The organism is Alkalibacillus filiformis, assembly GCF_030814115.1.
In the GTDB taxonomy this organism is placed as follows: domain Bacteria; phylum Bacillota; class Bacilli; order Bacillales; family Alkalibacillaceae; genus Alkalibacillus; species Alkalibacillus filiformis.
This window is the reverse complement of the sequence record NZ_JAUSUP010000001.1, coordinates 397,362-420,990: the sequence shown is the minus strand read 5'-3', so window position 1 is coordinate 420,990 and position 23,629 is coordinate 397,362. Positions and strand designations below refer to the sequence as shown.

The following is a 23,629-nucleotide window of genomic DNA, read 5'->3' as shown; positions in this document are numbered from 1 at the left end:
ATACCATTATATGCTTTCAGGTGAAATCAATGCACGAGCTGGCTTAGAATTAAACATTTCATTTGCAATCTTTTTAATATCAACATGAGTTACTTTTTCAAGTTTCGTAATTAGCTCATCAATTGTTAAGTGTGGTTGTTGTAAAAGCTCATTACGACCATTGCGGTTCATTCGACTACTAGGGTTTTCTAACCCCAACACTAATTGACCTTTTAATTGTTGAACTGTATTCGTTAATTCTTGATCCGTTATACCATTCACTTTAATATCATCTATGATACTATTAATTATGGTTTCCATTTCTTCAAGTTGATCGGGTGCAGTTGCACTATAGATTGTTAAAATTCCATTATCCCGAAATGGATTGTGAAATGAGAATATAGCATATGACAACCCTTTATCTTCTCTAACTTGTTGGAACATTCTCGAGCTCATGCTACCGCCTAGTACGTTGTTTAATACAGAAACCGTTAATACCTCATCCGTTCCAATTTGATATCCATTATAGCCAATACATAAGTGGGATTGACTTGTATCATCAGTTTTTTCAATATTGCCTGGTGTGAAAATTGTCTTCAACTCGTCCTCATCTTTAGAATTAGAACTAATATCTCCTAAGTGTGTGGATACTTTTTCGCGGAAGTTCTCTGGCACATTACCTGCTATAGAAACAACCATACGTTCAGCTGTGTAATATTGATCCATATAATTGATAATATCTGACCTAGACAAATTATGTAATGCTTCGCGACTACCTAAAATTGATTGTGACAATGGGTGATTTTCAAAGCTTACTTCATGTAAATAGTCATGAATAATATCATCTGGGTCATCTTCTGTCATGAGTATTTCTTCTAAGACAACTTTCTTTTCTCTTTCAAGTTCTTCCTCATCAAATTTAGAGTTCAAAATCATATCAGACAACACTTCTAAAGCCTCTTCAGCATGTTGGTCCATAACTCTTGCATAAAGACAAGTATACTCTTTTGAAGTAAATGCATTGACTTGTCCTCCTATTTTATCAAAAGCTTCAGCTATCTCTTTAGGTGACCTTTTGTCAGTTCCTTTGAAAAGCATATGTTCTATTAAGTGTGAAATTCCATTAATATTCTCAGGTTCATTGCGCGATCCAGTTAAAATCCATATTCCAATTGACACTGAACGAACCCCATTCATTTGCTCCTCAACTATTTTTAAACCGTTGTTGAGTTCGTATCTTTGTAACACTGTATAACCTCTCCCGTTGAATTTTTAAATTTCGTCCTATAATTAATGACATAAAAAAGAACTGGTAAACACCAGCTCTATCTTATGTCTCCAAATTACATGGATTGTTCAGATTCTTGCTCTTTTAAAGCTGCTTTACGAGATAAGTTAACACGACCTTGTTGGTCAATTTCTTTAACTTTAACTAACATCTCATCTCCGACATCAGCCACATCGGTTACATTTTTTATGTGTTGTTCATCAAGTTCACTAATATGGACTAATCCATCTTTACCACTAAATAGTTCAACGAATGCACCGAACTTTTCAACACGTTTAACTTTACCTAAATAGATCTTACCAACCTCAACCTCGCGCACTAAATCTTCAATGATCTGTTTTGCGTGGTTAATCTTGGTTCGATCTGGTGATGAAATGAAAATGCGACCATCTTGTTCGATATCAATCTTAACATCTGTTTCCTCGATGATTTTATTAATTTGTTTACCACTTGGTCCAATAACATCTCGGATCTTATCTGGTTTAATCAAGATTTTTTCGATTTTAGGTGCGTAATCAGAAAGTTCTTCACGCGGTTGTGGAATTGTCTCAACCATATGATTTAAAATTTCCATACGACCTTTTTTCGCTTGTGTTAAGGCTTCTTCTAAAATTTCTTTTGATAAACCGTCAACTTTAATATCCATTTGTAGCGCTGTTACACCTTCGTTCGTTCCAGCTACTTTAAAGTCCATGTCACCTAATGCATCTTCCATACCTTGAATGTCAGTTAGTACTGTATAGTTCTCACCTGATTTAACTAACCCCATTGCAATACCTGCAACTGGCTTCTTAAGTGGTACACCAGCATCCATCATTGCCATTGTTCCTGCACAAATACTCGCTTGTGAAGTCGAACCGTTTGATTCTAAAATTTCAGAGACAACTCTAATCGTATAAGGGAATTCGCTCTCATCTGGAATAACAGGATATAAAGCACGTTCACCTAGGGCTCCGTGACCGATTTCACGTCTACCAGGTCCACGTACAGGGCCAGTTTCACCTACACTGTACTGTGGGAAGTTATAGTGATGCATAAAACGCTTCTCTTCCTCAAGATCTAAACCATCTAGAATTTGTACATCTCCTAATGGTCCTAGTGTACATACACTTAAAGCTTGTGTTTGACCACGAGTGAACATCGCAGAACCATGTGTTCTAGGTAAAACTTCAGTACGTGAAGTTAACAGGCGAATTTCATCGACTTGACGGCCATCAGGGCGAATTTTATCTACTGTAATTAAACGGCGAACTTCTTCTTTAACAATTGAATCTAACACCGCTTTAACTTGTCCGATTACGTCACTTTCTGCTTCTGCCTCTTCATATTGTTCAACGATTTCTTTTTTCACAGCGTCAATCGAATCTTCACGAGCTTGTTTTTCTTCAGTTTTAATGGCAGAAACTAGCTTGTCTTTAGCTAATTTCTCAACTTCTGAAGCAATATCTTCTTCTGGAGTGAATAATGTCACTTCCACTTTCTCTTTGCCTACTTCAGCAACAATCTCTTCTTGGAATGCTACTAAACGCTTAATTTCTTCATGGCCAAACATAATTGCTTCTAACATAATATCTTCTGGAACCTCTTCCGCACCAGCCTCAACCATATTGATCGCATCTTTTGTTCCAGCTACCGTTAATTCGATATCACTTTCTTTCATTTGTTCAATGGTAGGGTTAATGATAAACTCACCATTTACACGACCAACATTAACACCAGCAATTGGCCCATCAAATGGAATATCTGAGATGCATAGTGCGAGGGATGAACCGATCATAGCAGCGATTTCTGAAGAACAATCTTGATCTAGGCTTAGGACTGTACTCATTACCTGTACTTCATTACGAAAACCATCTGCAAATAACGGTCGAATTGGACGATCAATTAAACGAGAAGTTAAAACCGCTTTATCACTAGGTCTCCCTTCACGTTTAATGAACCCGCCTGGTATCTTACCAACTGCATATAATTTCTCTTCATAGTTAATTGTTAGTGGGAAGAAAGGTAAATCTTTAGGTTCATTAGAGGCAGTAGCGGCAACTAATACTGATGTGTCACCATATCTCACCATTGCAGCACCGTTTGCTTGTTTAGCAACTTCTCCAATTTCAAACGTTAATTGCCTTCCACCGACATCGATCGAATATGACTTCATTTCATTCGTCATAATTTAATTGCTCCTTCCAAGTACTGTTCTTATGTAATCACAAGTACACTTTTATTATTCATTTTATTACTTGTCGTTATGCTTGTAAAAGTCTTTATGATAAAGAAAAAGCGGGTGATATCCCCGCTTTTTGTGACAAACCTTATCGACGTAGACCAAGTTTATTGATCAATTCACGGTAGCGTTGAATGTCTTTGTTACGTAGATAGTTTAACAAATGACGACGTCTACCAACCATTTTCATTAAACCACGACGAGAGTGGTGGTCGTTTTTGTGCTCACGTAAGTGATTGTTTAAAGTAGTAATCTGTTCTGTTAGGATAGCTACTTGTACCTCTGGAGAACCAGTATCATTCTCGTGAGTTTTAAATTCGCTGATTAGTTCGCTTTTGCGTTGTTGTGAAATTGCCATCCTATTCACCTCCTAATGTTTTATAATCCCCTTCTTCCTAGCATTCGGCGGAGAGACGTTATGCCAAGAACAAGGTTAGCTTCATACAATATTTACAATACACGTTATAAGTGCCAAATGCAAGTATTATCTATATTTCGATAAGATTTTTTTTGCTTCAATCTCATCTTGTTTAATTCGGTCGACTAATGTATCAACATTGTCGAATTTTTCTTCATCACGAATGTAGTTCATAAATGAGACGATGATCTCTTCGCCATAAAGATTTTGATCAAAGTCAAAAATATTCACTTCAATAATCGGCTTATCATGCTCATTTTCAAATGTTGGATTATATCCAACGCTTGCCATTCCACCATAAACTTTATCGGCATACTCTATCTGTACAACATATACACCTACTCTAGGTACTTTATGTTCTGGATCAACATCTAAGTTAGCAGTAGGAAAACCAATTTCCCTACCTCTTTTGTACCCTTCTTTAACTTTAGATTTGATTGTGAATGGACGACCTAATAATTGTTCGGTGTACTTAAGGTTACCTAAAGATAATTGTTCTCTTATTAAGGTTGAGCTAACTTTTTCGTTTTTTAAAGAGACTTGGTCTACTACAGAATGTGTAAACCTTCCTTTTGAGTAGCTTTCCATCTCTTGAATTTTTCCAGCACCTTTATGACCAAATGAGAAGTCAAATCCACCTACTACATGTTTAACATTTAAATCAGAGAAAAACTGATCTACAAAAGACTGTGGTGATAGTTTTGCTAAATCACGGTCAAAAGTAACTATGATAACATAATCTAAATCCATACTTTTAAACAAGTCTAGCTTTTCATCAAGTGATGTAATTAAGTAATCAGATAGAGGCTCTCCTTTAATAACCGTTAATGGATGTGGGCTAAACGTCATAACTCCAGATTTAATATTTAGTTCATTGGCTTGTTCAATTGCCGTTTGTATAACAGCTTGATGCCCTTTATGTATGCCATCAAAATAACCTACAGCAATACTAACATCATCTAATTTAGGAAAGTGGCTACTTTCACTTAAAGACAGTTCAATAACTTCCATAAATTCACCTTCTTTACGATTGCAATACCTTAAACGGTTTAATTTGACCAGCTTTAGTCGGATGTTGTTGATATAATGCTATTAAATGTCCTAGTTCATCTTCAACTCTAAATAAGTCAACTTCTTTTAGTGTAGAGGGAACAGACAGTACTTGTCCATTCTTAAAACGAAAAATTTCATCAGTATTTGCTATATATGTTGGCAAATAAGATAAAGGTTTTGACGGGCTTACGATAAACTTCTCGACGCCTTCATCTTTCTTTGCCGCCTCTAACTGCTCAAATGTAACAGACTCATTTGATTTAAAAGAACCTGCCTCTTCTCTAACTAAATGAGACATGTGAGCTGGATATCCTAACTTTTTACCAATATCAACACAAAGAGTTCTTATATATGTTCCGCTAGAACAAGTAGCTTGAAATGAAAATCTTACATCTTGTTGATTGTATATTTTCAACTGATCACTTAAGTTACTTATATTATAGATCGTGACTTCTCGATTAGGGCGCTCTACCTCAAGTCCTTCCCTTGCGTACTCATATAGCTTCATACCGTTAACTTTAACTGCAGAATACATAGGTGGAACTTGAGTTATTGTTCCTTCAAAATGTTTTAAAACACCTTCACAATGTTCAAGAGTAAGTGATTCAGAAATGTTTTTCTGATCAACAACTTCACCTGTATAATCTTCAGTCGTCGTTTGTTTACCTAAGGAAACTTCGGCAACGTATGTTTTAGGATGGTCCGTAATTAAAGTTGTCAATTTAGTTGCCTTTCCAACTGTAATCGGTAATACCCCTTCAACCTCAGGATCTAATGTACCAGTATGACCAACCTTTTTCGTCCTTAAAATTCCTCTTAATTTCATAACACAATCGTGTGAAGTCATCCCTTTTGGTTTCCATAATGGAATAATTCCGTTCATTCGATGCACCTCTTTTTATGTAAAAGCCTATTGGTTAATTAACAAAACCAAAGAAGCTTATATCTTAAATACACACTAAAGGATAGACGTGTTTGTCTATCCTTTAAAGGTGTATATAAAGGTTATTCCTTATTGAGATCATTTAAAATGTTTTCAATTTTGTTTCCGTATTGAATAGCTTCATCAATTTCAAATGTGATCTCTGGTGTTTTACGTAATCGAATACGTTGACCAATTTCAGTTCTAATGAAACCTTTAGACTTCGCTAAGCCTACTAATGTTTTTTCTTGTTGTTCATCATCACCGAAAATGGAAATAAAAACTTTCGCTTGTTGTAAATCCCCACTTACTTTTACGTCTGTTACTGTAACAAATCCTACACGTGGGTCTTTAATTTTTCTTGATAAAATATCGCCGAGTTCTTTTTTCATTTGCTCAGCAACACGATTTGATCTAACATTACTCATTTATTATCACCTCGGAATTTTAGGGTTACAACCATTCATATTCAATAATAGTCGTATCCAAATCGGTGCGTGAATCAATTGTTTCTACAGCTTGTTGTAGAACCCGTTCAGCCATGACCTTATCGGTAGAAACAACAGCTATTCCGAATGCTGACCGTTGCCATGTATCATGGAAATCAATTTCAGTCATACTTACATTAAACTTTTTAGTGATTTGATTAGTCACTTGTTTAATAATTGAACGTTTGCCTTTTAAAGATTGAACATCATAAAGCAAACATTCAACGTAAGCATATCCAATCATGATCGTTTAATTTCCTCCATTATGAACGCTTCAATGATGTCGCCTTCTTTAATGTCATTGAAGTTTTTAATCGTAATACCACATTCGTAGTTTTGTTGAACTTCTTTAACATCATCTTTAAAACGTTTTAGAGAATCGATTTCACCTTCAAATTGAACAACACTATCGCGAATAACACGGATTCCAGAATTACGAGTGATCTTACCATCTGTAACGTAAGAACCAGCAATTGTACCAATTTTAGATACTTTAAACGTTTCACGTACTTCAACTTGACCAATGATCTTTTCTTCATATTCAGGGTCAAGCATACCTTTCATGGCTGCTTCAATCTCTTCGATAATTTTATAAATAATACGGTGTAAACGAATATCTATTCCTTCTGACTCCGCTGCACGTTTGGCGTTGTTATCAGGTCTAACGTTAAATCCAATGACAATACCATTTGAAGCAGAAGCTAAAATGATATCTGACTCAGTAATAGCACCTACGCCTGTATGAATGATGTTAATTTTTGCACCTTCTACATCAATCTTACGTAAAGAAGAAGCAACAGCTTCTACTGAACCTTGTACGTCAGCTTTTACTATAAGGTTAATTTCTTTTAAATCACCTTGCTTAATTTGATCAAATAATTCATCTAAATTTAGCTTACCTGTTGATTCACGTTTTTCTTCAACTTCTTTTTGTTCACGTATTTCAGCGATTTGTTTAGCTTTCTTCTCATCTTTGAATACAACAAATTGATCACCGGCATGTGGTACAGAGTTAAGGCCGATTACTTCTACAGGTGTTGATGGACCTGCTGAGTTAACACGGCGTCCTAGATCATCACTCATAGCACGTACCTTACCATAAGTGTTTCCAATTACTAATGAATCACCCATGTTTAACGTACCATCTTGCACTAATAGAGTAGCAACACTTCCGCGACCTTTCTCTAGCTGAGCTTCAATTACTGTACCGTTTGCTGGCTTGTTAGGATTAGCTTTTAGTTCTTCAACTTCTGCAACTAAGTTAATCATTTCTACTAAATTGTCAATACCTTCACCTTTTAAAGCTGATAGCGGTACATAAATTGTTTCTCCGCCCCAGTCTTCAGGTACTAATTCGTATTCCGTTAACTCTTGCATAACTCGACTTGAGTCTGCGCCTTCTTTATCAACTTTGTTAACAGCAACAATAATCGGCACTTCTGCAGCTTTAGCGTGGTTAATCGCTTCAACTGTTTGAGGCATGACTCCATCATCAGCAGCTACGACTAAAATCGCTATATCTGTTACTTGTGCACCACGAGATCGCATACTAGTGAAGGCAGCGTGACCAGGTGTATCTAGGAATGTTGTCTTCTTACCCTCATCCTCAATTTGGTAAGCTCCAATATGTTGTGTAATGCCTCCCGCTTCACCTTCTGTAACTTTTGTTTGGCGAATGGAGTCTAGAAGCGTTGTTTTACCATGGTCAACGTGCCCCATAATCGTAACGATTGCTGGGCGAATTTGTAAATTTTCATCCTCATTTTCTTCAATGAAGTTGTTTAAATCAGTTTGGTCAACGACAACTTCTTCTTCAACTTCCACACCGAAATCATCACAAATGAGCTCAATTGTTTCTTCATCTAATTGCTGATTAATTGTCGCCATTACACCAAGCAACATAAGCTTCTTAATAATTTCTGAAGAGTCTTTGTTTAACTTCTCAGCAAGTTCTCCAACTGTTAAAGACCCTTGATAAGTGATTTTGCTTGGTACTTCTTGGGAACTTTGTTGTGGTTTCTGTTGTTGATCTTGTCTTCTGTTTTTGTTGTTACCTTTTTTGTTGTTTTTCTTGTTTTTATTGCCTTGATTATTTTGATTGTGGCTTGATGTTTTTTGGTTGTTTTGGCCTTGTTTGTTATGATTACTTTTGTTGTGATTTTGCTGTTGTTGGTTGTTAGATTGTTGCTTCTTAGTCTCTTGTTTCTTTTCTTCTTTTTTTGGTTCAGCTTTTTCTTGTGATTTAGGTTGATAAATTCCATCCAACTGTCTAATTGTATTTTCTGTAATTGTAGACATATGGTTTGAAATTTCAACGTCTAGTTCTTTTAATTTATTAATAACTTCCTTACTTGAAACGTTTTGTTGCTTGGCATATTCATATACGCGCATTTTTTTCATACATTCACCCCCGAGTATTATTCCGGTAACAATTGCATAAACTTGTTAGAAAAACCTTCGTCATTTATGGCAATTGCCACTCGCCCTTGCTTCCCAATCGCTTGAGATAGCGTATTACGATCATCAACAATTCGAAAAGGGACATCATAGCTACAACATTTATCTGTGAGCTTTTTTGTTGTATTTTGTGAAGCATCTCCAGCAATGATCACTAAGTGGGCTTGCTGCGATCGTATGGCATCGATAATCGCTTCTTCGCCGAGAGTTAGCTTTCTTGCTCGGAATGCTAATCCTAGTAAGTTTAAATAGTTATGACTCACTTTCACTCACTCACTTTACGTAGTAATTCGTCGTATATTTCATCACTAACTGTTGTATTTAAATGTTTATTTAACACTTTCGTTTTTCTCGCCTTTTCAATTGTATCTTGATCATTACTTAAATAGGCGCCTCTACCGTTCTTTTTACCGGTATCGTCAACGAAAACCTCACCCTCTTTATTTCGAACAACCCGAATGAGTTGTTTTTTTGGTACCATTTCTTGTGTCACAACACACTTACGTAAAGGTTCTTTCTTTTTACTTGCCATTATTCATCACCCCTTACAGTTCGTCGTCGTGATCTTCAACATCAACTTCAGCAGAGTCGTTATTTAACAACCCTTCTTCTGTTGCTTCTGATTCGCTTTTAATGTCAATTTTCCAACCTGTTAATTTAGCAGCTAAACGAGCATTTTGTCCTCTTTTACCAATTGCTAGTGATAGTTGGTTATCAGGTACAATGACTGTCGTTGCATGCTCTTCTTCATCTACTAATACATCGATTACTTTTGAAGGACTTAAAGCGTTTGAAATATAAACGACTGGATCCTCAGAATAATGTACGATATCGATTTTTTCGCCGTTTAATTCATCAACTACTGTCTGCACTCGCTGACCTCTTTGACCGACACACGAACCAACTGGATCAATTTCTGGATCTTCAGCGTGCACACTAATTTTTGAACGATCGCCGGCTTCGCGTGATACTGACATAATTTCAACGATGCCTTCATAAATTTCAGGGACCTCAATTTCAAATAAACGCTTTAATAATCCAGGATGAGTACGAGATACATAAACTTGAGGGCCTTTGCTCGTATTCTCTACTTTAGTAACATATACTTTAATTCTGTCATGTACTTTATATGACTCATCAGGCATGACTTCATTCATTGGTAATTTACCTTCAATTTTTCCTAGATGGATATAGAGATACCTTTGGTCCATGCGTTGTACTGTACCTATTAAGATATCATCTAAACGATCAACAAAGTCGCTATAGATCACACCGCGTTCTGCTTCGCGAACCCGTTGTGTCACAACTTGTTTTGCAGCTTGTGCCGCAATTCGCCCAAAATTACGTGGCGTTACTTCACGCTCTAAGATATCGTCAACTTCATATGTTGGGTCAATTTCTTTTGCTTCTTCAATTGAAATTTCTAAATCATCATCTTCTACTTCTTCAACAATTTGAAGTCTTGCATAAACTTTTAATTCACCATCATCTGAGTCTAAGTCAACTCTTACGTTTGTTTTCGAATTAAAGTTCTTCTTGTATGCAGAAACTAATGCTGCATCAAGAGCTTCGTAAAGAACTTCACGATCGATGCCTTTCTCATCGGCTAAACTTTTCATTGCATCTAATAGATCTGTATTCACCAATTAAACCTCCCTTATTAAAATGACACTGCTAAATGTGCATTAGCGACCTTTTTATATGGTATAGTTACTTCTTTTGTTTGCGTTTTAACGTTAACTACAAGTGTTACTTCATCGTTCTCAAAACTTTTAATATCTCCAAAGAACTCTTTATCACCATCAATAGGTTCGAACGTCTTTATGTAAACATAAGAACCGACGAATCGCTCGAAATCTTCCTTTTTCTTCAGCTTGCGTTCTACACCTGGTGAGGAAACTTCAAGAAAATAAGCACTTTCAATTGGATCTTGTTCATCTAATTGTTCACTTAATCGCTCACTTACTTTCTCACAATCTTCAATGTCGACGCCTCCATCTTTATCAACATAGACTCGTAAAAAGTGGTTTTTCCCTTCCTTAACAAATTCAACGTCTACTAATTCAAGTTCCATCGCATCTACAATTGGTTGAGCAATTTCTTCAGTCAAAGTTACAATCTTTTTACTCAAGTTCATACCCTCCTTAATACAGCTAAGTGCTACTATTAATTCATATAAGCATTCTTTCATTATTTTAGGCAATAAATTGCCCTGCTGTTTACGTGTTCAGCAGGGTGAGACAAAAGGAAAGAGTGGGTTTCCCCACTCTTTACCGTAATCGTATCTTTTGCTTATCCAATATGAAATATACCATACTGATAGAATATTTGCAACCCTGGAGACTAGTCTAGAACAAGGATAGCTGATTTTGATCAGGTAATCCTGCTAAGCAACCATGTTGGTCTAAATACTCTAATACTGTCTTAGAGATACGAGAACGTTCTCTTAAGTCTTCTTTTGAGAGGAATTCCCCTTCTTCACGTACTTTCGCAATATTAATCGCTGCATTAGTACCTAAACCATCAATTGAATTGAATGGAGGGATTAAAGTGTCACCGTCAACGATAAACCTTTTAGCATCTGATTTATAAAGGTCTACTTTTTGGAAAGTATAGCCCCTCATCGTCATTTCTAAGGCTAGTTCTAACACAGTTAATAGACTCTTCTCTTTTGGAGCGGCTTCATTACCCTTTTCAATGATGTCTTCAACACGTTGCTTGATTGGTTCTGCACCTCGTACCATCGTGTCAATATCAAAGTCATCGGCACGTACTGAGAAGTAAGCAGCATAAAATTCAATTGGATAATGAACTTTGAAATAAGCAATTCTTATAGCCATTAATACATATGCCGCAGCGTGCGCTTTCGGGAACATGTACTTAATCTTCTTACAAGATTCAATATACCAATCAGGCACACCATGCTTTTTCATTTCTGCAATCCATTCGTCTTTTAGCCCTTTCCCTTTACGAACAAATTCCATAATCGTAAATGCCAAAGATGATTCAAGCCCTTTATGCATTAAATAAACCATAATATCGTCACGACAACCGATTACATCACCAATTTCGCAAATGCCATCATTGATAAGATCTTGAGCATTACCTAGCCATACATCGGTACCGTGAGATAAACCTGATATAATAACTAGCTCATTAAAAGTAGATGGCTTAGTATCCTCTAGCATCTGTCTTACAAATCGTGTACCAAACTCTGGTACACCAAGTGTTCCAGTTTTACACAAAATATCATCGGCTGTTACACCTAAAACATCAGGACCGCTAAAAATCTTCATTACTTCAGGATCATTAACTGGTACATGTTCTGGATCAATACCAGTTATATCTTGTAACATACGTATAACAGTAGGATCATCGTGTCCTAAAATATCAAGTTTTAATAAGTTATCATGAATGGAATGGAAATCAAAGTGTGTCGTTAACCATTCTGAACTTTGATCATCAGCCGGGTATTGAATTGGGGAAAAGTCATATATCTCGTACTCATCTGGTACAACGATAATACCACCTGGGTGTTGTCCAGTCGTACGTTTAACCCCTGTACAACCTTTAACTAATCGATCTACTTCAGCTTGACGATACATGTATTGATTGTCTTGTGCGTAACCTTTAACAAATCCGTAAGCAGTCTTTTCAGCGACTGTACCAATCGTACCTGCACGATAAACTTTTTCTTCTCCAAATAGCACTTTAGTATAATGGTGGGCTACAGGTTGATATTCTCCTGAGAAGTTTAAGTCAATATCCGGTACTTTATCACCTTTAAAGCCTAAGAATGTTTCAAATGGAATATCTTGACCATCACGACTATATTCCGCACCACACTGTTCACAACTCTTTTCAGGTAAATCATAACCTGAGCCAACACTTCCATCAGTAAAAAACTCATAGTGCTGACACTCTGGGCATACGTAGTGTGGCGCCAACGGATTCACTTCGGTAATCTCCATCATCGTCGCCACAAATGATGAACCGACAGAACCACGTGAACCTACTAAATAACCATCTTCTAATGATTTTTTAACGATTTTTTGTGAAATTAAATAAATAACCGAGAAACCATTTTCGATAATACTCGTTAACTCAACCTCAAGTCGATCAGTTACGATGTTAGGTAGGTCTTCTCCATAAATACTTTTAGCACGGTTATAACACATATCTCTTATTTCTTGGTCTGCACCTTCAATGTTTGGTGTATATAAATCGTCTTTAATTGGTTTCAAAACATCAACTTGATCTGCTACCCAGTTTGTATTAGTAACGACAATTTCTTTTGCTTTTTCTTCGCCAAGGAAAGCAAAATCACTTAACATTTCTTGTGTTGTTTTAAATGGAACGTTAGGTAATGTTTGACGGTTTAATGGGTTACCACTTTGCGAGCCAATTAAAATTTGTCGATAAATTTTTTCGTGTTCGTGTAAGTAATGCGTATTACCGGTTGCTACTACTGTTTTACCTAATCGGTCCCCTATTTCAATCAACTTCTTGATCAATTGCTTAATATGTTCTAGCGATTGTACATTCTCTTTTTCGATTAAGTGGTAATAGTTCATCGGTGGTTGAACCTCGATATAGTCGTAAAACTCAGCTACTTTTTCTGCTTCTTCCTCTGATTTAAGAGCAATAGTATCAAATAACTCACCTTGGTCGCATGCTGAACCTACTAAGATTCCTTCACGAAGTTTTGATAACTTTGATCGTGGTATCCTTGGAACGCGGAAAAAGTAATCAATGTGTGCTAAAGACACAAGCTTAAATAAGTTTTTTAAACCTTCTTCTGTTTGTGCTATTAAAATAGCATGCATAGGCCTAGAGCGTTTGTATGCATCACCTTGTCCGACATAACGATTTAGATCTTGGTGATTTTCAATCTCTTTTTCTTTCGCTGTCTTAACTAACGCCCACATTAAGTAACCAGTAGCTTCTGCGTCATATATTGCGCGGTGGTGTTGTGTTAGCTCAATGTTTAATTGTTTACATAATGTATTGAGGCGATGGTTTTTAAAATTAGGATAAAGTAAACGCGCTAACTCAAGAGTGTCGATCACAGGATTTGTTACTTTCGGTAATTGTATACGTTGATAAGCTGCATTAATAAAGCCAATATCGAAACTTGCGTTATGGGCTACGAGCACATCACTGCCACACCAGTCATAAAAGTCTCGCATGACATCTTCAATTTCTGGTGCATCTTTAACCATGTCATCAGTTATGCCTGTAAGATCGACCGTCGTTTGGCTTAACTTCTGATGAGGATTAGCAAATCGCTCAAAACGGTCAATAATCTCACCTTGGTATAATTTCACGGCTGCTAGCTCGATAATTTTATCATAAGTTGCAGAAAGTCCTGTCGTTTCGACGTCAAATACGATATACGTTGCATCTTCAAGCATTAAGTCCTTTTCATTGTAAGCAATAGGCACACCATCATCTACTAAATAAGCTTCCAACCCATAAAGTACTTTTATGTCATGCTTCTGACTTGCATTATACGCATCTGGAAAAGCTTGGACTACACCGTGGTCTGTGATCGCAATCGCTTTATGACCCCAATTAGCAGCTTGCTCAACTAGACTTGAGGCTGAGACAGTTGCGTCCATTTGACTCATCGTTGTATGTGCATGTAGTTCTACACGCTTTTCACCATCGATGCCTTCATCTTTTCGTACTACTCCTTTTACTTCAATGACGTCATTACCCATCATCATTAGTTCATTTGTGTACGTATCTGTTTGAACGCTTCCGCGTGCTTTAATCCACATGCCTTCTTTAACACGTTTGAATTGTTCCTTTTGTTCATCACCTTTAGAGAACATTTTAATTTGGATTGAATCCGTATAATCTGTAATGCTAATAATCAAAAGGTCGCGACCAGACCTTAAATTACGAATGTCAACGTCAAATACATAACCTTGAATGACCATTCGTTTCTCTTCTTCTAAAATATTGTGCATTTGAATTGGTTCATCTTTAATGTCATAGCCAATTTGTAAAGGACCTTGATTTTCTTTCGGTTCATCTTCTTTAACTTTTTCTTTTTCAGCTTGATCTTGGATCGCTTTTTGAACTAAGTTTCTTTCTTCTTCTTGTTTCTGTTTTTGAAACTGTTGGATTTCCTCTTCATTAATTGAGACTTCTAGTTGAATATAATAATTTTTAAGACCGTGCTTATCACAGTAGTCTTTAAAAAGTGGATCTAGTTTCTTCTTAATTACATTAGCTTCTGCATCATTACGAGCGCTTAACGAGACATTAACTCCCTCAAGTTTGGGCACTTGAGAACAGATAAAGTCTTTATACGCTGGAAATAAATCGTGGATTGAATGAATGAAATCATGCCAATACGTTTTAAATTCTTCATCCTCAAGATCGCTATGGTCATTTGTTATGACTACATCAACGTCAGCAATATGATGAAAGGCCGTTTTTAAATTAGCTTTGAATAAAGAAATCGCTTCGAATTTAAACGGAGTAGGATTATGTAAGTGGAACTCCCACAGCTTCTTTTCTTTGTAGACAGTTAATTTATTTAAAATGGTTTCTGAAAAGTGCTCATTTATAACGTCAGTTGGCATATTAACTTGTTCAAGTAACAGTGCCATTTTCTCTTTTTTATTTAGGTCCATTTCAAGTCCCTCTCTTAAAGGTTATATCATTTTAGTAAACCCTTGTCTCACATTATAAGACAAGGGTTTACATCGGAATTATGAATGAAGTGATTTTAGAAAGTCAACAAGTTCATCAATATGAATATCTTGCTGTTCTCCTGTTTTACGATGTTTATACTCAACATAACCTTCATGTGCACGTTTACCAATCGTGACTCTATGTGTTACACCAATCAAATCACTGTCATTAAATTTAACGCCAGCACGCTCTTGACGGTCATCATATAAAACATCAAAACCTTTAGATTGAAGTTGTTCATATACTTGTTCTGCAACTTCAACTTGTTCCTCTTTCTTAGCATTTAAATTAATAATGTGCACATCAAAAGGAACTAATGAGTCTGGCCAAAACATGCCATGATCATCATGATATTGTTCAACTACAGCAGCTAAAGTTCTTGTAACTCCAATACCATAACAACCCATCACGTAGTTTTGTGAACGTCCTTGTTGGTTTAAGAAAGATGCTCCTAACTTATCAGCATATAAAGAACCTAGCTTAAATACGTGGCCAACTTCAATTCCTTTTGCGAATTGTATTGTACCTTGTCCATCTGGAGAAGGATCGCCTTCTTCAATAAAGCGTAAGTCTGCATATTGTGATACTTCAAAATCTCTGTCAGGGTTCACATTTTTAAAGTGATAGCCATTTTCGTTAGCTCCACAAGTAGCGTTCACTAAGGATTTAACTGCTTGATCAGCAATCACTTCAACGGTTTCTTCTACGTTAATTGGCCCTAAAGAACCGAAACCTGCTCCAATAGCATCTAGGGTTTCTTGTTCAGTAGCCAATTCGACGATCCCTGCATCAAACAGGTTTTTCACTTTAACATCGTTCACTTCATGATCTCCACGAGTTACGACTAACACAAGACGCTCATCCACTTTGAACATAATAGCTTTCATGCCCTCAGCAAGTGAATGCCCTAAATAATCCGCTACCTCTTGCATTGTTTTCGCATTCGGTGTCTCGACTTTTTCCAGTGGCTTTTGTTCTTCATTACGCGGTTCATATTGTGTTACAACAGGTGCCATTTCAACATTAGCCGCATATTCAGATGTATCAGAGTAGGCAATAGTATCTTCACCTACATCGGATAAAACCATAAATTCGTGTGTGTCTTTACCACCCATTGCTCCTGAATCTGCAATTACAGCCCTAAAATTCAAACCGCAACGCTCAAACACGCGTTTATAAGCATTGAATAACTGATCATACGTTTCATCTAAAGAATCGAAATCTTCATGGAAAGAATAAGCATCCTTCATTAAAAACTCTCTACCTCTTAGTAAACCAAATCGTGGCCTTTTTTCATCACGATACTTCGTTTGGATTTGGTAGACTGTTAGAGGTAGTTTTTTGTATGAATTGATTTCATCTCTAATTAATGATGTTACAACCTCTTCATGAGTCGCTCCAAGTGCAAATGGTCTTTCATGACGATCATTAAGACGCATTAATTCTAAGCCCATTGTATCCCAACGGCCTGATGTTTCCCATAGTTCCGCAGGTTGTAGGCTTGGCATTTGAATTTCTTGAGCTCCTGCACGGTCCATTTCTTCACGAACAATTTTTTCTAAATTACGTAAGACTCTCTTACCTAAAGGCAAAAAGTTGTATACTCCTGAAGCTAGTTTTCGAATATAACCAGCTTTCAATAGTAATTGGTGACTTGCTATTTCTGCTTCTTTAGGTACTTCTCGCAAAGTTGGAATCAACATATTACTTTGTCTCATATTAGATTCACCTCAAAATACGATATTTACATAAATAAACGTTCTATATCATTCCATGTTACAACAATCATCAGCAACATAAGTAGTGCAAAGCCGATAAAGTGGACAACACCTTCTTTTTGAGGGTCCACTGGCTTTCCTCTAATGGCTTCTAGACCAATAAACATTAACCTACCCCCATCTAATGCAGGAAGAGGTAATAAATTGATAATACCTAAATTAATACTTAACATAGCTGTCCACATTAAAAAGTTTAAGAATCCAGTTTGTACAACGTCATCAGTTGCAGAATAAATACCGACCGGACCCGCTAACGCATCAAGAGATAATTGGCCAGTCACAAGTTGGCCAAGAGCATTTATGATTAATACGGTTATATCATATGTTTGTGTAAAACCATGTAAGATGACATCTCCAGGAGAATCTTCGAACATTCTCATAACACCGAGCCTTCCAATTGTCTCCCCTTGTTCAGTGAAGGACTCTGGTGTAATGGATTTGGATATAAGTTCTCCTTCTCTTTCTACAGTCACATCTAATTGCTCACCAGGTCGATCTTGAACGTATATTACAAAGTCCATCCACGTCTCTATAGATTGACCATTAATCGATACGACTTCGTCACCTTCCATCAATTCAGCCTGTTCTGCAGGACTATCTTCTTGCACTCCACCAATTAAAGCTTCATCTACTGGTACTCCTTGAAGAAAGCCAAGCCCAATAAAAATTGCAATCGCTAATAAAAAGTTCATCGCAGGACCAGCAAAGACTTGTATCCCTTTTTGGCCGACAGACTTAGATGCAAACTGACGATCATATGGGGCGATTAAAGTTTCTTTATCATCCATAACGAACAATGCTTTTCGATTAACATTATACTGGTGATGCTCATCAGTATCTAGCTCATAACAGTCAATTTTTAATTCGTGATCTAAATCCACTTGCTCTACTTCTACAATTTTGGCATTAGGATAGTTTGATTTATTGTTAACAATTATTTTATTTACTTCACCTAGATCGTTAAACTCTAAGCCGATATGATGCCCTGGTTTTAATTCAATAATTTCTGGGTCTTCACCTGCTACTCGTACATAGCCACCAATTGGAAGCAAACGAACCGTATACAACGTTTCGTCTTTACGGTACGAAAATATTTTCGGTCCAAAGCCGATCGCGAATTCACGGGCTAACATTCCAGCTCTTTTAGCAAAAATGAGATGGCCTAATTCATGGATAAATACTAAAAGGCCAAACATGAAAATAAAGGCAATAACAGTATTCAATACTAGCACCTTCCTTTAAGACACTTCATGACGGACGCGTTCACGGGTCTCTTGGTCAATAGTTAAAATCGTTTCTAAATCAGGAGACGTAATTGTTTTGTGTTGTTCAAGTTGGTTTTGAATTAATTTTTCTATCCCTAAAAAGTCTACTTTTCCGTTTAAAAATAAAGAAACAGCTTCTTCATTTGCAGCGTTTAAAACGGTTGTCATAGAACCACCTTCACGTCCGGATTCATACGCCATTTTTAAACATGGGAACCGTTCAAAACTCATTTCTTGAAAGTTTAAAGTACCAAAAGCTAATAAGTCCAATCCTTCTGACATATTGTAAGGATAACGTTCCGGATAAGTTAAAGCATATTGAATGGGTATTCTCATATCAGGTGTTCCTAACTGTGCCATAACACTTTGGTCCGTAAATTCTACCATACTATGAATAACGCTTTCTTTGTGCAAAATCACATCAATTTGATCATATGGGACGCCGAATAGCCAATGCGCCTCAATTACTTCAAGGCCTTTATTCATCATTGTTGCTGAGTCGATGGTGATCTTTGCTCCCATGCTCCAGTTAGGGTGCTTTAAAGCATCTTCTTTAGTAACACCTACAAGCTCATCCCTCGTACGATCCCGAAAGCTACCACCAGAAGCCGTAATTACCATACGCTTTAATTCTTTAATACTTTCTCCACGTAGACATTGGTGGATCGCAGCATGTTCACTGTCAACTGGAAGTAAGTCAACACTGTATTTCCTTGCTTCTTCCATTACTAGATGACCTGCTGTTACAAGCGTTTCTTTATTTGCAAACGCAATTTGCTTTTTAGCTCGAATGGCTTCTAGTGTAGGCTTCAAACCAACACTTCCTAAAACAGCATTGACAACTAAATCAACTTGTTCATCTTTAACAATTTCACTTAATGCATCTAATCCAGCATACACTTTAACATCATATGTAAGTGAACTTTCAAGATGACTTTTAGTTTGTTTATCTTTAACAATAACAACTTGAGGTTTTAAGTCCTCAATAATCGGTTTGGCAACATTCACTTGAGTTCCAAATGCAAGTGCATAAAGATTAAAAGCATTAGGGTATTCTTTTATTATATCAATAGTTTGCAATCCAATTGAACCCGTTCCACCTAATAAGACAATATTTTTCATATTTAACCCTCATTTATTGCTATATATTAAATAAATTGTAGAAAATGTAAGAAAGGCAGCATAAAGATTAAACTGTCAAAACGATCTAAAACACCACCGTGACCTGGTAGTAAAGTTCCAGAATCTTTCACTTCATAAGTTCGTTTTAAAGCAGATTCAACTAAATCACCAATTTGTGCAAGGATCGAAGCGATAATTGCAATTATGATGACAGTTAAAACGGAACCATATAATTCAACTATTAATTCAAAGATGACAGCTACCACGATGGCACTTAATATACCACCAACAAATCCTGCAATTGTCTTTTTCGGACTAATTTCAGGCCACAATTTACGTTTACCCATATATTTTCCAAAGAAAAATGCCCCTGAATCTGTTAACCAAATAATTAATAATACAAAGAAGATGTATTCTAAGCCGACAAATCTTGTTTCGATAAAATATGCAAAACCGACTCCAACATAAAATAATGATAACAATACAAACGATAAGTCGTGGTACGTCTTTTCATTTTTTACAACAACAGTATAAATTAAGAGTGAAAATACAAAAATATAAAATAGTTCAAAATGTTCCAACGGTATGTATGAAAAGATCGGTGTTATAAATAGATCAATATAAAAAATCCATAACAGCAAAAAGCTTAATACTGCAGGGAAACTAAAAGTTGATATATTGTTCATCCGAAACAACTCGTTTAACCCCATTGTTGCTAAAACAGCAACTATTAATGCAAATGGCCACCCTCCATATACGACAAAGGGAACAAATATGATCAATCCAATTATAGCCGTTATGACTCGTTGTTTCATTTCCTCACATCCCTATAAGCCACCGAACCTTCTTTTTCGATGTTGATATTCCTTAATAGCTTCATCTAATGCTTCTCCATTAAATTCAGGCCAAAGTTTGTCAGTAAAGTAAAACTCCGCATACGCTAATTGCCATAATAAGTAGTTACTTAACCTTTGTTCACCACTTGTTCTAACTAGTAAATCAGGATCTGGTAAATCAGTCGTATATAAATGATCTTCAACTTTTTGCTCATTGATAGAATCCACACCATATTCACCATCTAATACAGACTGACTAATTTCTTTAACAGCGTCTACTAATTCTTTGCGACTGCCATAGTTTAAAGCTAAGTTTAAAACCATACCATTATTATTGCTTGTTTCCTCAATTGCCTTGCTAACAGCATTCTTTGTAAATTCAGGTAGCGATTCAAAGTCACCCATAGTTGTAATTCTAACATTATTTTCTTTAAGTCCAGGTAAATATGTATCTAAAAATTGAGAAGGTAATTTCATTATAAACTCAACTTCAGATTTAGGTCTTTTCCAATTTTCTGTAGAAAAAGCGTACAGCGTTAATGCTTCAACACCTAAATTAGATGCTCGCTTAACGACTTTTTCAATTGCTTTCATACCTTCACGATGGCCGGCGACACGTGGTAAAGCTCGTTTCTTAGCCCACCTACCATTGCCATCCATTATGATTGCAATATGCCTCGGTATATTTTCCGTTTGTAATTCATCTTGTTCATTTTTAGAGTTTGTACGAAAAAGCATAATAATCCCTCGCTACACAACATTAAGAAAAATTCAGCTTCCGCTGGAATGAGCGAAAGCTGTTATAATTTCCAAGTAAGAAGTTTAAACTTCTGTAATTTCATTTTCCTTTTCTTCTAACAATTGATCAATTTGAGCAATATGCTTATCCGTCTCTTGTTGAACGTCATCTTGATAGGAACGAGAATCGTCTTCAGTAATTTCACTGCTTTTCTCTAGTTTCTTTAATTGATCGTTCGCATCACGACGAATGTTACGGATTTGAACACGTGCTTCTTCAGCATATTTACGAGTAATTTTTACTAACTCTTTACGGCGCTCTTCAGTAAGTGCCGGAATATTAATACGAATAACATTACCATCATTGTTTGGTTGTAAACCTAAGTCTGCTTTTTGGATTGCTTTTTCCATGTCACCAATAGCTGACTTATCAAACGGTGTGATTACAAGTAATCTAGCTTCTGGAGCAGATACAGTTGATAACTGATTTAACGGTGTGTTTGCACCATAATAATCAACATAAACACTATCTAATAGTGCTGGGTTAGCACGACCTGCTCTCACTGTAGACAATTGTTTTGAGAACGCTTGAATCGCACTAGACATTTTTTCGCGACAATCTTTAATTACTGCATCACTCATTCTGATTTCCTCCTAATAATTGTTCCTATTTCTTCTCCAGTAACAACACGTTTGATGTTACCTTCCTCCATAATAGAGAATACTATTAATGCTATGTCGTTGTCCATACATAAAGATGAAGCTGTTGAATCCATTACACCTAAACCTTCATTTAACACTTCCATGAAGCTTAGTTCATGATATTTAAATGCATCAGCATTAAGCTTTGGATCATCAGAATAGACACCGTCGACATTATTTTTTGCCATTAAAATAACATCAGCTTCTATTTCTGCTGCACGTAAAGCCGCTGTCGTGTCTGTTGAAAAGTAAGGATTACCTGTTCCACCGGCAAAGATGACAACACGCTTTTTTTCAAGGTGTCTCATAGCCTTGCGACGAATATAAGGTTCAGCAACTTGTCTCATTTCAATCGATGTTTGAACTCGAGTTTCGACTCCGTAGTTCTCTAAACTATCTTGTAAAGCGAGGGAATTCATAACAGTAGCTAACATCCCCATATAATCGGCGTTAGCTCGGTCCATACCGACTTCACTACCAACTTTTCCTCTCCAAATGTTACCGCCACCGACTACAATTGCAATTTCGATTCCCAAATCGTGTACAGCTTTAACTTGATCTGCAATTGATTTAATAAATTTCGGGTCAATTCCATACCCTTGTTCACCACTAAGTGCTTCACCACTAATTTTTAATACGATACGTTTGAAATCAGGTGTTGACATATTTACCTCCGTCATTATGTAAAGATGTAATTTTTACTTTACAAAATAGGGAACACACCAAGTGTCCCCTATTCTTATTAGTTTGTTATTTCTTAACTTGGTTCATTACTTCATCAGCGAAGTTTTCTTCACGTTTTTCCATTCCTTCGCCAACTTCATAACGTACGAATGTTTTAACTGAAGCACCTTTTGATTCAACGTACTTTTTCACTGTTTGATCAGGGTCTTTAACGAATGATTGGTCAAGTAAGCAAATATCTTCGAAGAATTTACCTAGACGACCTTCTACCATTTTTTCAACAATGTGCTCAGGCTTACCTTCTTCTAGAGCTTGTTGCTTTAGGCGTTCGCGCTCTGTATCTACAACTTCTTGATCTACTTCTTCACGAGATAAGTAGTCAGGGTTGATTGCAGCAACGTGCATTGCAACGTCTTTTGCAACGTCCTCATCAGTTGTACCTTCTAATTGAGCAAGTACTCCAATTTTACCACCCATATGGATGTAAGCACCAATTGCAGAGTTTTCATCACTTTCAAAGATTTCAAAGCGGCGTAGTGAAAGTTTCTCTCCAATTTTTGCAATTGCAGAAGTAATATATTCACTTACAGTTTCTTCACCGTTAATCTTTTGCTCAAACGCTTCTTCTACAGTAGCTGGCTTATGAGTAAGGATATGGTTAGCTAATACGTCTAATAAGTTTTTGAACTCCTCGTTTTTAGCAACGAAGTCTGTTTCTGCGTTCACTTCAATCATTACTGCAGTATTACCTTCAGTTACAATATGTGTTGAACCTTCTGCTGCAATACGGTCAGCTTTTTTAGCAGCTTTTGACATACCTTTTTCACGTAGAAATTCAACAGCTTGATCTAGGTCACCGTCAGTTTCTTGAAGCGCTTTTTTACAATCCATCATACCCGCGCCTGTTTTCTCACGCAGCTCTTTTACTAGTTTCGCACTAATTGCCATTATACTTCCTCCTTGGAATGAT

General features: G+C 36.5%; 21 protein-coding genes. All 21 read right to left on the bottom strand.

Going from position 1 to position 23,629, the window contains the following annotated elements; genetic code table 11:
• Positions 1-6: 6 nt before the first annotated feature.
• Complete coding sequence (locus J2R98_RS02330; RefSeq protein WP_307065734.1) at positions 7-1,227, bottom strand: M16 family metallopeptidase; 1,221 nt, start codon at positions 1,225-1,227, stop codon at positions 7-9.
• 95 nt (positions 1,228-1,322) lie between these two features.
• A complete protein-coding gene (gene pnp / locus J2R98_RS02325; RefSeq protein WP_307065732.1) occupies positions 1,323-3,434 on the bottom strand; it encodes a polyribonucleotide nucleotidyltransferase in 2,112 nt (703 codons plus the stop codon).
• A gap of 142 nt (positions 3,435-3,576) precedes the next feature.
• The gene (rpsO, locus tag J2R98_RS02320) at positions 3,577-3,846 is read right to left on the bottom strand and encodes a 30S ribosomal protein S15 (protein WP_307065731.1); all 270 of its coding nucleotides are present in this window, start codon (positions 3,844-3,846) and stop codon (positions 3,577-3,579) included.
• A 126-nt stretch (positions 3,847-3,972) separates the two neighbouring features.
• A complete protein-coding gene (locus J2R98_RS02315; protein ID WP_307065729.1) occupies positions 3,973-4,917 on the bottom strand; it encodes a bifunctional riboflavin kinase/FAD synthetase in 945 nt (314 codons plus the stop codon).
• 13 nt (positions 4,918-4,930) lie between these two features.
• The gene (truB, locus tag J2R98_RS02310; RefSeq protein ID WP_307065727.1) at positions 4,931-5,842 is read right to left on the bottom strand and encodes a tRNA pseudouridine(55) synthase TruB; all 912 of its coding nucleotides are present in this window, start codon (positions 5,840-5,842) and stop codon (positions 4,931-4,933) included.
• 122 nt (positions 5,843-5,964) lie between these two features.
• Positions 5,965-6,309: a 30S ribosome-binding factor RbfA gene (rbfA, locus tag J2R98_RS02305; protein WP_307065724.1), complete on the bottom strand. Its 345-nt coding sequence runs from the start codon at positions 6,307-6,309 to the stop codon at positions 5,965-5,967.
• Between the two features lie 25 nt (positions 6,310-6,334).
• On the bottom strand, positions 6,335-6,613 hold the full coding sequence (locus J2R98_RS02300) for a DUF503 domain-containing protein (protein WP_307065721.1): 279 nt from the start codon (positions 6,611-6,613) through the stop codon (positions 6,335-6,337).
• On the bottom strand, positions 6,610-8,769 hold the full coding sequence (gene infB, locus J2R98_RS02295; protein ID WP_307065719.1) for a translation initiation factor IF-2: 2,160 nt from the start codon (positions 8,767-8,769) through the stop codon (positions 6,610-6,612). The genes J2R98_RS02300 and infB overlap by 4 nt, the downstream gene beginning before the upstream one ends.
• A 17-nt stretch (positions 8,770-8,786) precedes the next feature.
• The gene (locus J2R98_RS02290) at positions 8,787-9,089 is read right to left on the bottom strand and encodes a YlxQ family RNA-binding protein (protein WP_307065717.1); all 303 of its coding nucleotides are present in this window, start codon (positions 9,087-9,089) and stop codon (positions 8,787-8,789) included.
• Positions 9,090-9,091: 2 nt separating this feature from the next.
• Positions 9,092-9,358, bottom strand: coding sequence for an RNase P modulator RnpM (gene rnpM / locus J2R98_RS02285; RefSeq protein WP_307065715.1), 267 nt, complete (start codon positions 9,356-9,358; stop codon positions 9,092-9,094).
• A gap of 13 nt (positions 9,359-9,371) precedes the next feature.
• Positions 9,372-10,469, bottom strand: a complete 1,098-nt coding sequence (gene nusA, locus J2R98_RS02280) for a transcription termination factor NusA (protein WP_307065712.1) — start codon at positions 10,467-10,469, stop codon at positions 9,372-9,374.
• A 17-nt stretch (positions 10,470-10,486) separates the two neighbouring features.
• Positions 10,487-10,957, bottom strand: a complete 471-nt coding sequence (rimP, locus tag J2R98_RS02275; RefSeq protein ID WP_307065710.1) for a ribosome maturation factor RimP — start codon at positions 10,955-10,957, stop codon at positions 10,487-10,489.
• A 217-nt stretch (positions 10,958-11,174) separates the two neighbouring features.
• Complete coding sequence (locus tag J2R98_RS02270; RefSeq protein ID WP_307065709.1) at positions 11,175-15,473, bottom strand: PolC-type DNA polymerase III; 4,299 nt, start codon at positions 15,471-15,473, stop codon at positions 11,175-11,177.
• A gap of 78 nt (positions 15,474-15,551) precedes the next feature.
• A complete protein-coding gene (locus J2R98_RS02265) occupies positions 15,552-17,252 on the bottom strand; it encodes a proline--tRNA ligase (protein ID WP_307065706.1) in 1,701 nt (566 codons plus the stop codon).
• A 26-nt stretch (positions 17,253-17,278) separates the two neighbouring features.
• Positions 17,279-18,535: an RIP metalloprotease RseP gene (gene rseP, locus J2R98_RS02260; protein WP_307065704.1), complete on the bottom strand. Its 1,257-nt coding sequence runs from the start codon at positions 18,533-18,535 to the stop codon at positions 17,279-17,281.
• 15 nt (positions 18,536-18,550) lie between these two features.
• Positions 18,551-19,699 (bottom strand): 1-deoxy-D-xylulose-5-phosphate reductoisomerase, encoded by a 1,149-nt coding sequence (dxr, locus tag J2R98_RS02255; RefSeq protein WP_307065702.1) that lies wholly within the window; start codon positions 19,697-19,699, stop codon positions 18,551-18,553.
• A 26-nt stretch (positions 19,700-19,725) separates the two neighbouring features.
• A complete protein-coding gene (locus J2R98_RS02250) occupies positions 19,726-20,514 on the bottom strand; it encodes a phosphatidate cytidylyltransferase (protein ID WP_307065700.1) in 789 nt (262 codons plus the stop codon).
• A 12-nt stretch (positions 20,515-20,526) separates the two neighbouring features.
• The gene (gene uppS / locus J2R98_RS02245; RefSeq protein ID WP_307065698.1) at positions 20,527-21,273 is read right to left on the bottom strand and encodes an undecaprenyl pyrophosphate synthase; all 747 of its coding nucleotides are present in this window, start codon (positions 21,271-21,273) and stop codon (positions 20,527-20,529) included.
• An 84-nt stretch (positions 21,274-21,357) separates the two neighbouring features.
• Positions 21,358-21,915 carry a ribosome recycling factor gene (gene frr, locus J2R98_RS02240; RefSeq protein WP_307065696.1) on the bottom strand — a complete coding sequence of 186 codons (558 nt, stop codon included), beginning with the start codon at positions 21,913-21,915 and terminating at the stop codon, positions 21,358-21,360.
• Positions 21,912-22,640, bottom strand: coding sequence for a UMP kinase (pyrH, locus tag J2R98_RS02235; protein ID WP_307065694.1), 729 nt, complete (start codon positions 22,638-22,640; stop codon positions 21,912-21,914). Before pyrH ends, frr begins: the two co-directional genes overlap by 4 nt.
• Positions 22,641-22,725: 85 nt before the next feature.
• Positions 22,726-23,607: a translation elongation factor Ts gene (gene tsf / locus J2R98_RS02230; RefSeq protein WP_307065692.1), complete on the bottom strand. Its 882-nt coding sequence runs from the start codon at positions 23,605-23,607 to the stop codon at positions 22,726-22,728.
• Between the last annotated feature and the right edge of the window lie 22 nt (positions 23,608-23,629).

Coding starts and splice junctions, on each gene's coding strand:
- dxr (WP_307065702.1), bottom strand. CDS start 19,699: ATGAAAAATATTGTCTTATTAGGTGGAACGGGTTCAATTGGATTGCAA.
- rnpM (WP_307065715.1), bottom strand. CDS start 9,358: ATGGCAAGTAAAAAGAAAGAACCTTTACGTAAGTGTGTTGTGACACAA.
- J2R98_RS02315 (WP_307065729.1), bottom strand. CDS start 4,917: ATGGAAGTTATTGAACTGTCTTTAAGTGAAAGTAGCCACTTTCCTAAA.
- rpsO (WP_307065731.1), bottom strand. CDS start 3,846: ATGGCAATTTCACAACAACGCAAAAGCGAACTAATCAGCGAATTTAAA.
- pnp (WP_307065732.1), bottom strand. CDS start 3,434: ATGACGAATGAAATGAAGTCATATTCGATCGATGTCGGTGGAAGGCAA.
- uppS (WP_307065698.1), bottom strand. CDS start 21,273: ATGCTTTTTCGTACAAACTCTAAAAATGAACAAGATGAATTACAAACG.
- J2R98_RS02265 (WP_307065706.1), bottom strand. CDS start 17,252: ATGAGACAAAGTAATATGTTGATTCCAACTTTGCGAGAAGTACCTAAA.
- J2R98_RS02250 (WP_307065700.1), bottom strand. CDS start 20,514: ATGAAACAACGAGTCATAACGGCTATAATTGGATTGATCATATTTGTT.
- infB (WP_307065719.1), bottom strand. CDS start 8,769: ATGAAAAAAATGCGCGTATATGAATATGCCAAGCAACAAAACGTTTCA.
- truB (WP_307065727.1), bottom strand. CDS start 5,842: ATGAACGGAATTATTCCATTATGGAAACCAAAAGGGATGACTTCACAC.
- J2R98_RS02300 (WP_307065721.1), bottom strand. CDS start 6,613: ATGATTGGATATGCTTACGTTGAATGTTTGCTTTATGATGTTCAATCT.
- rbfA (WP_307065724.1), bottom strand. CDS start 6,309: ATGAGTAATGTTAGATCAAATCGTGTTGCTGAGCAAATGAAAAAAGAA.
- pyrH (WP_307065694.1), bottom strand. CDS start 22,640: ATGTCAACACCTGATTTCAAACGTATCGTATTAAAAATTAGTGGTGAA.
- tsf (WP_307065692.1), bottom strand. CDS start 23,607: ATGGCAATTAGTGCGAAACTAGTAAAAGAGCTGCGTGAGAAAACAGGC.
- J2R98_RS02270 (WP_307065709.1), bottom strand. CDS start 15,473: ATGGACCTAAATAAAAAAGAGAAAATGGCACTGTTACTTGAACAAGTT.
- frr (WP_307065696.1), bottom strand. CDS start 21,915: ATGAGTGATGCAGTAATTAAAGATTGTCGCGAAAAAATGTCTAGTGCG.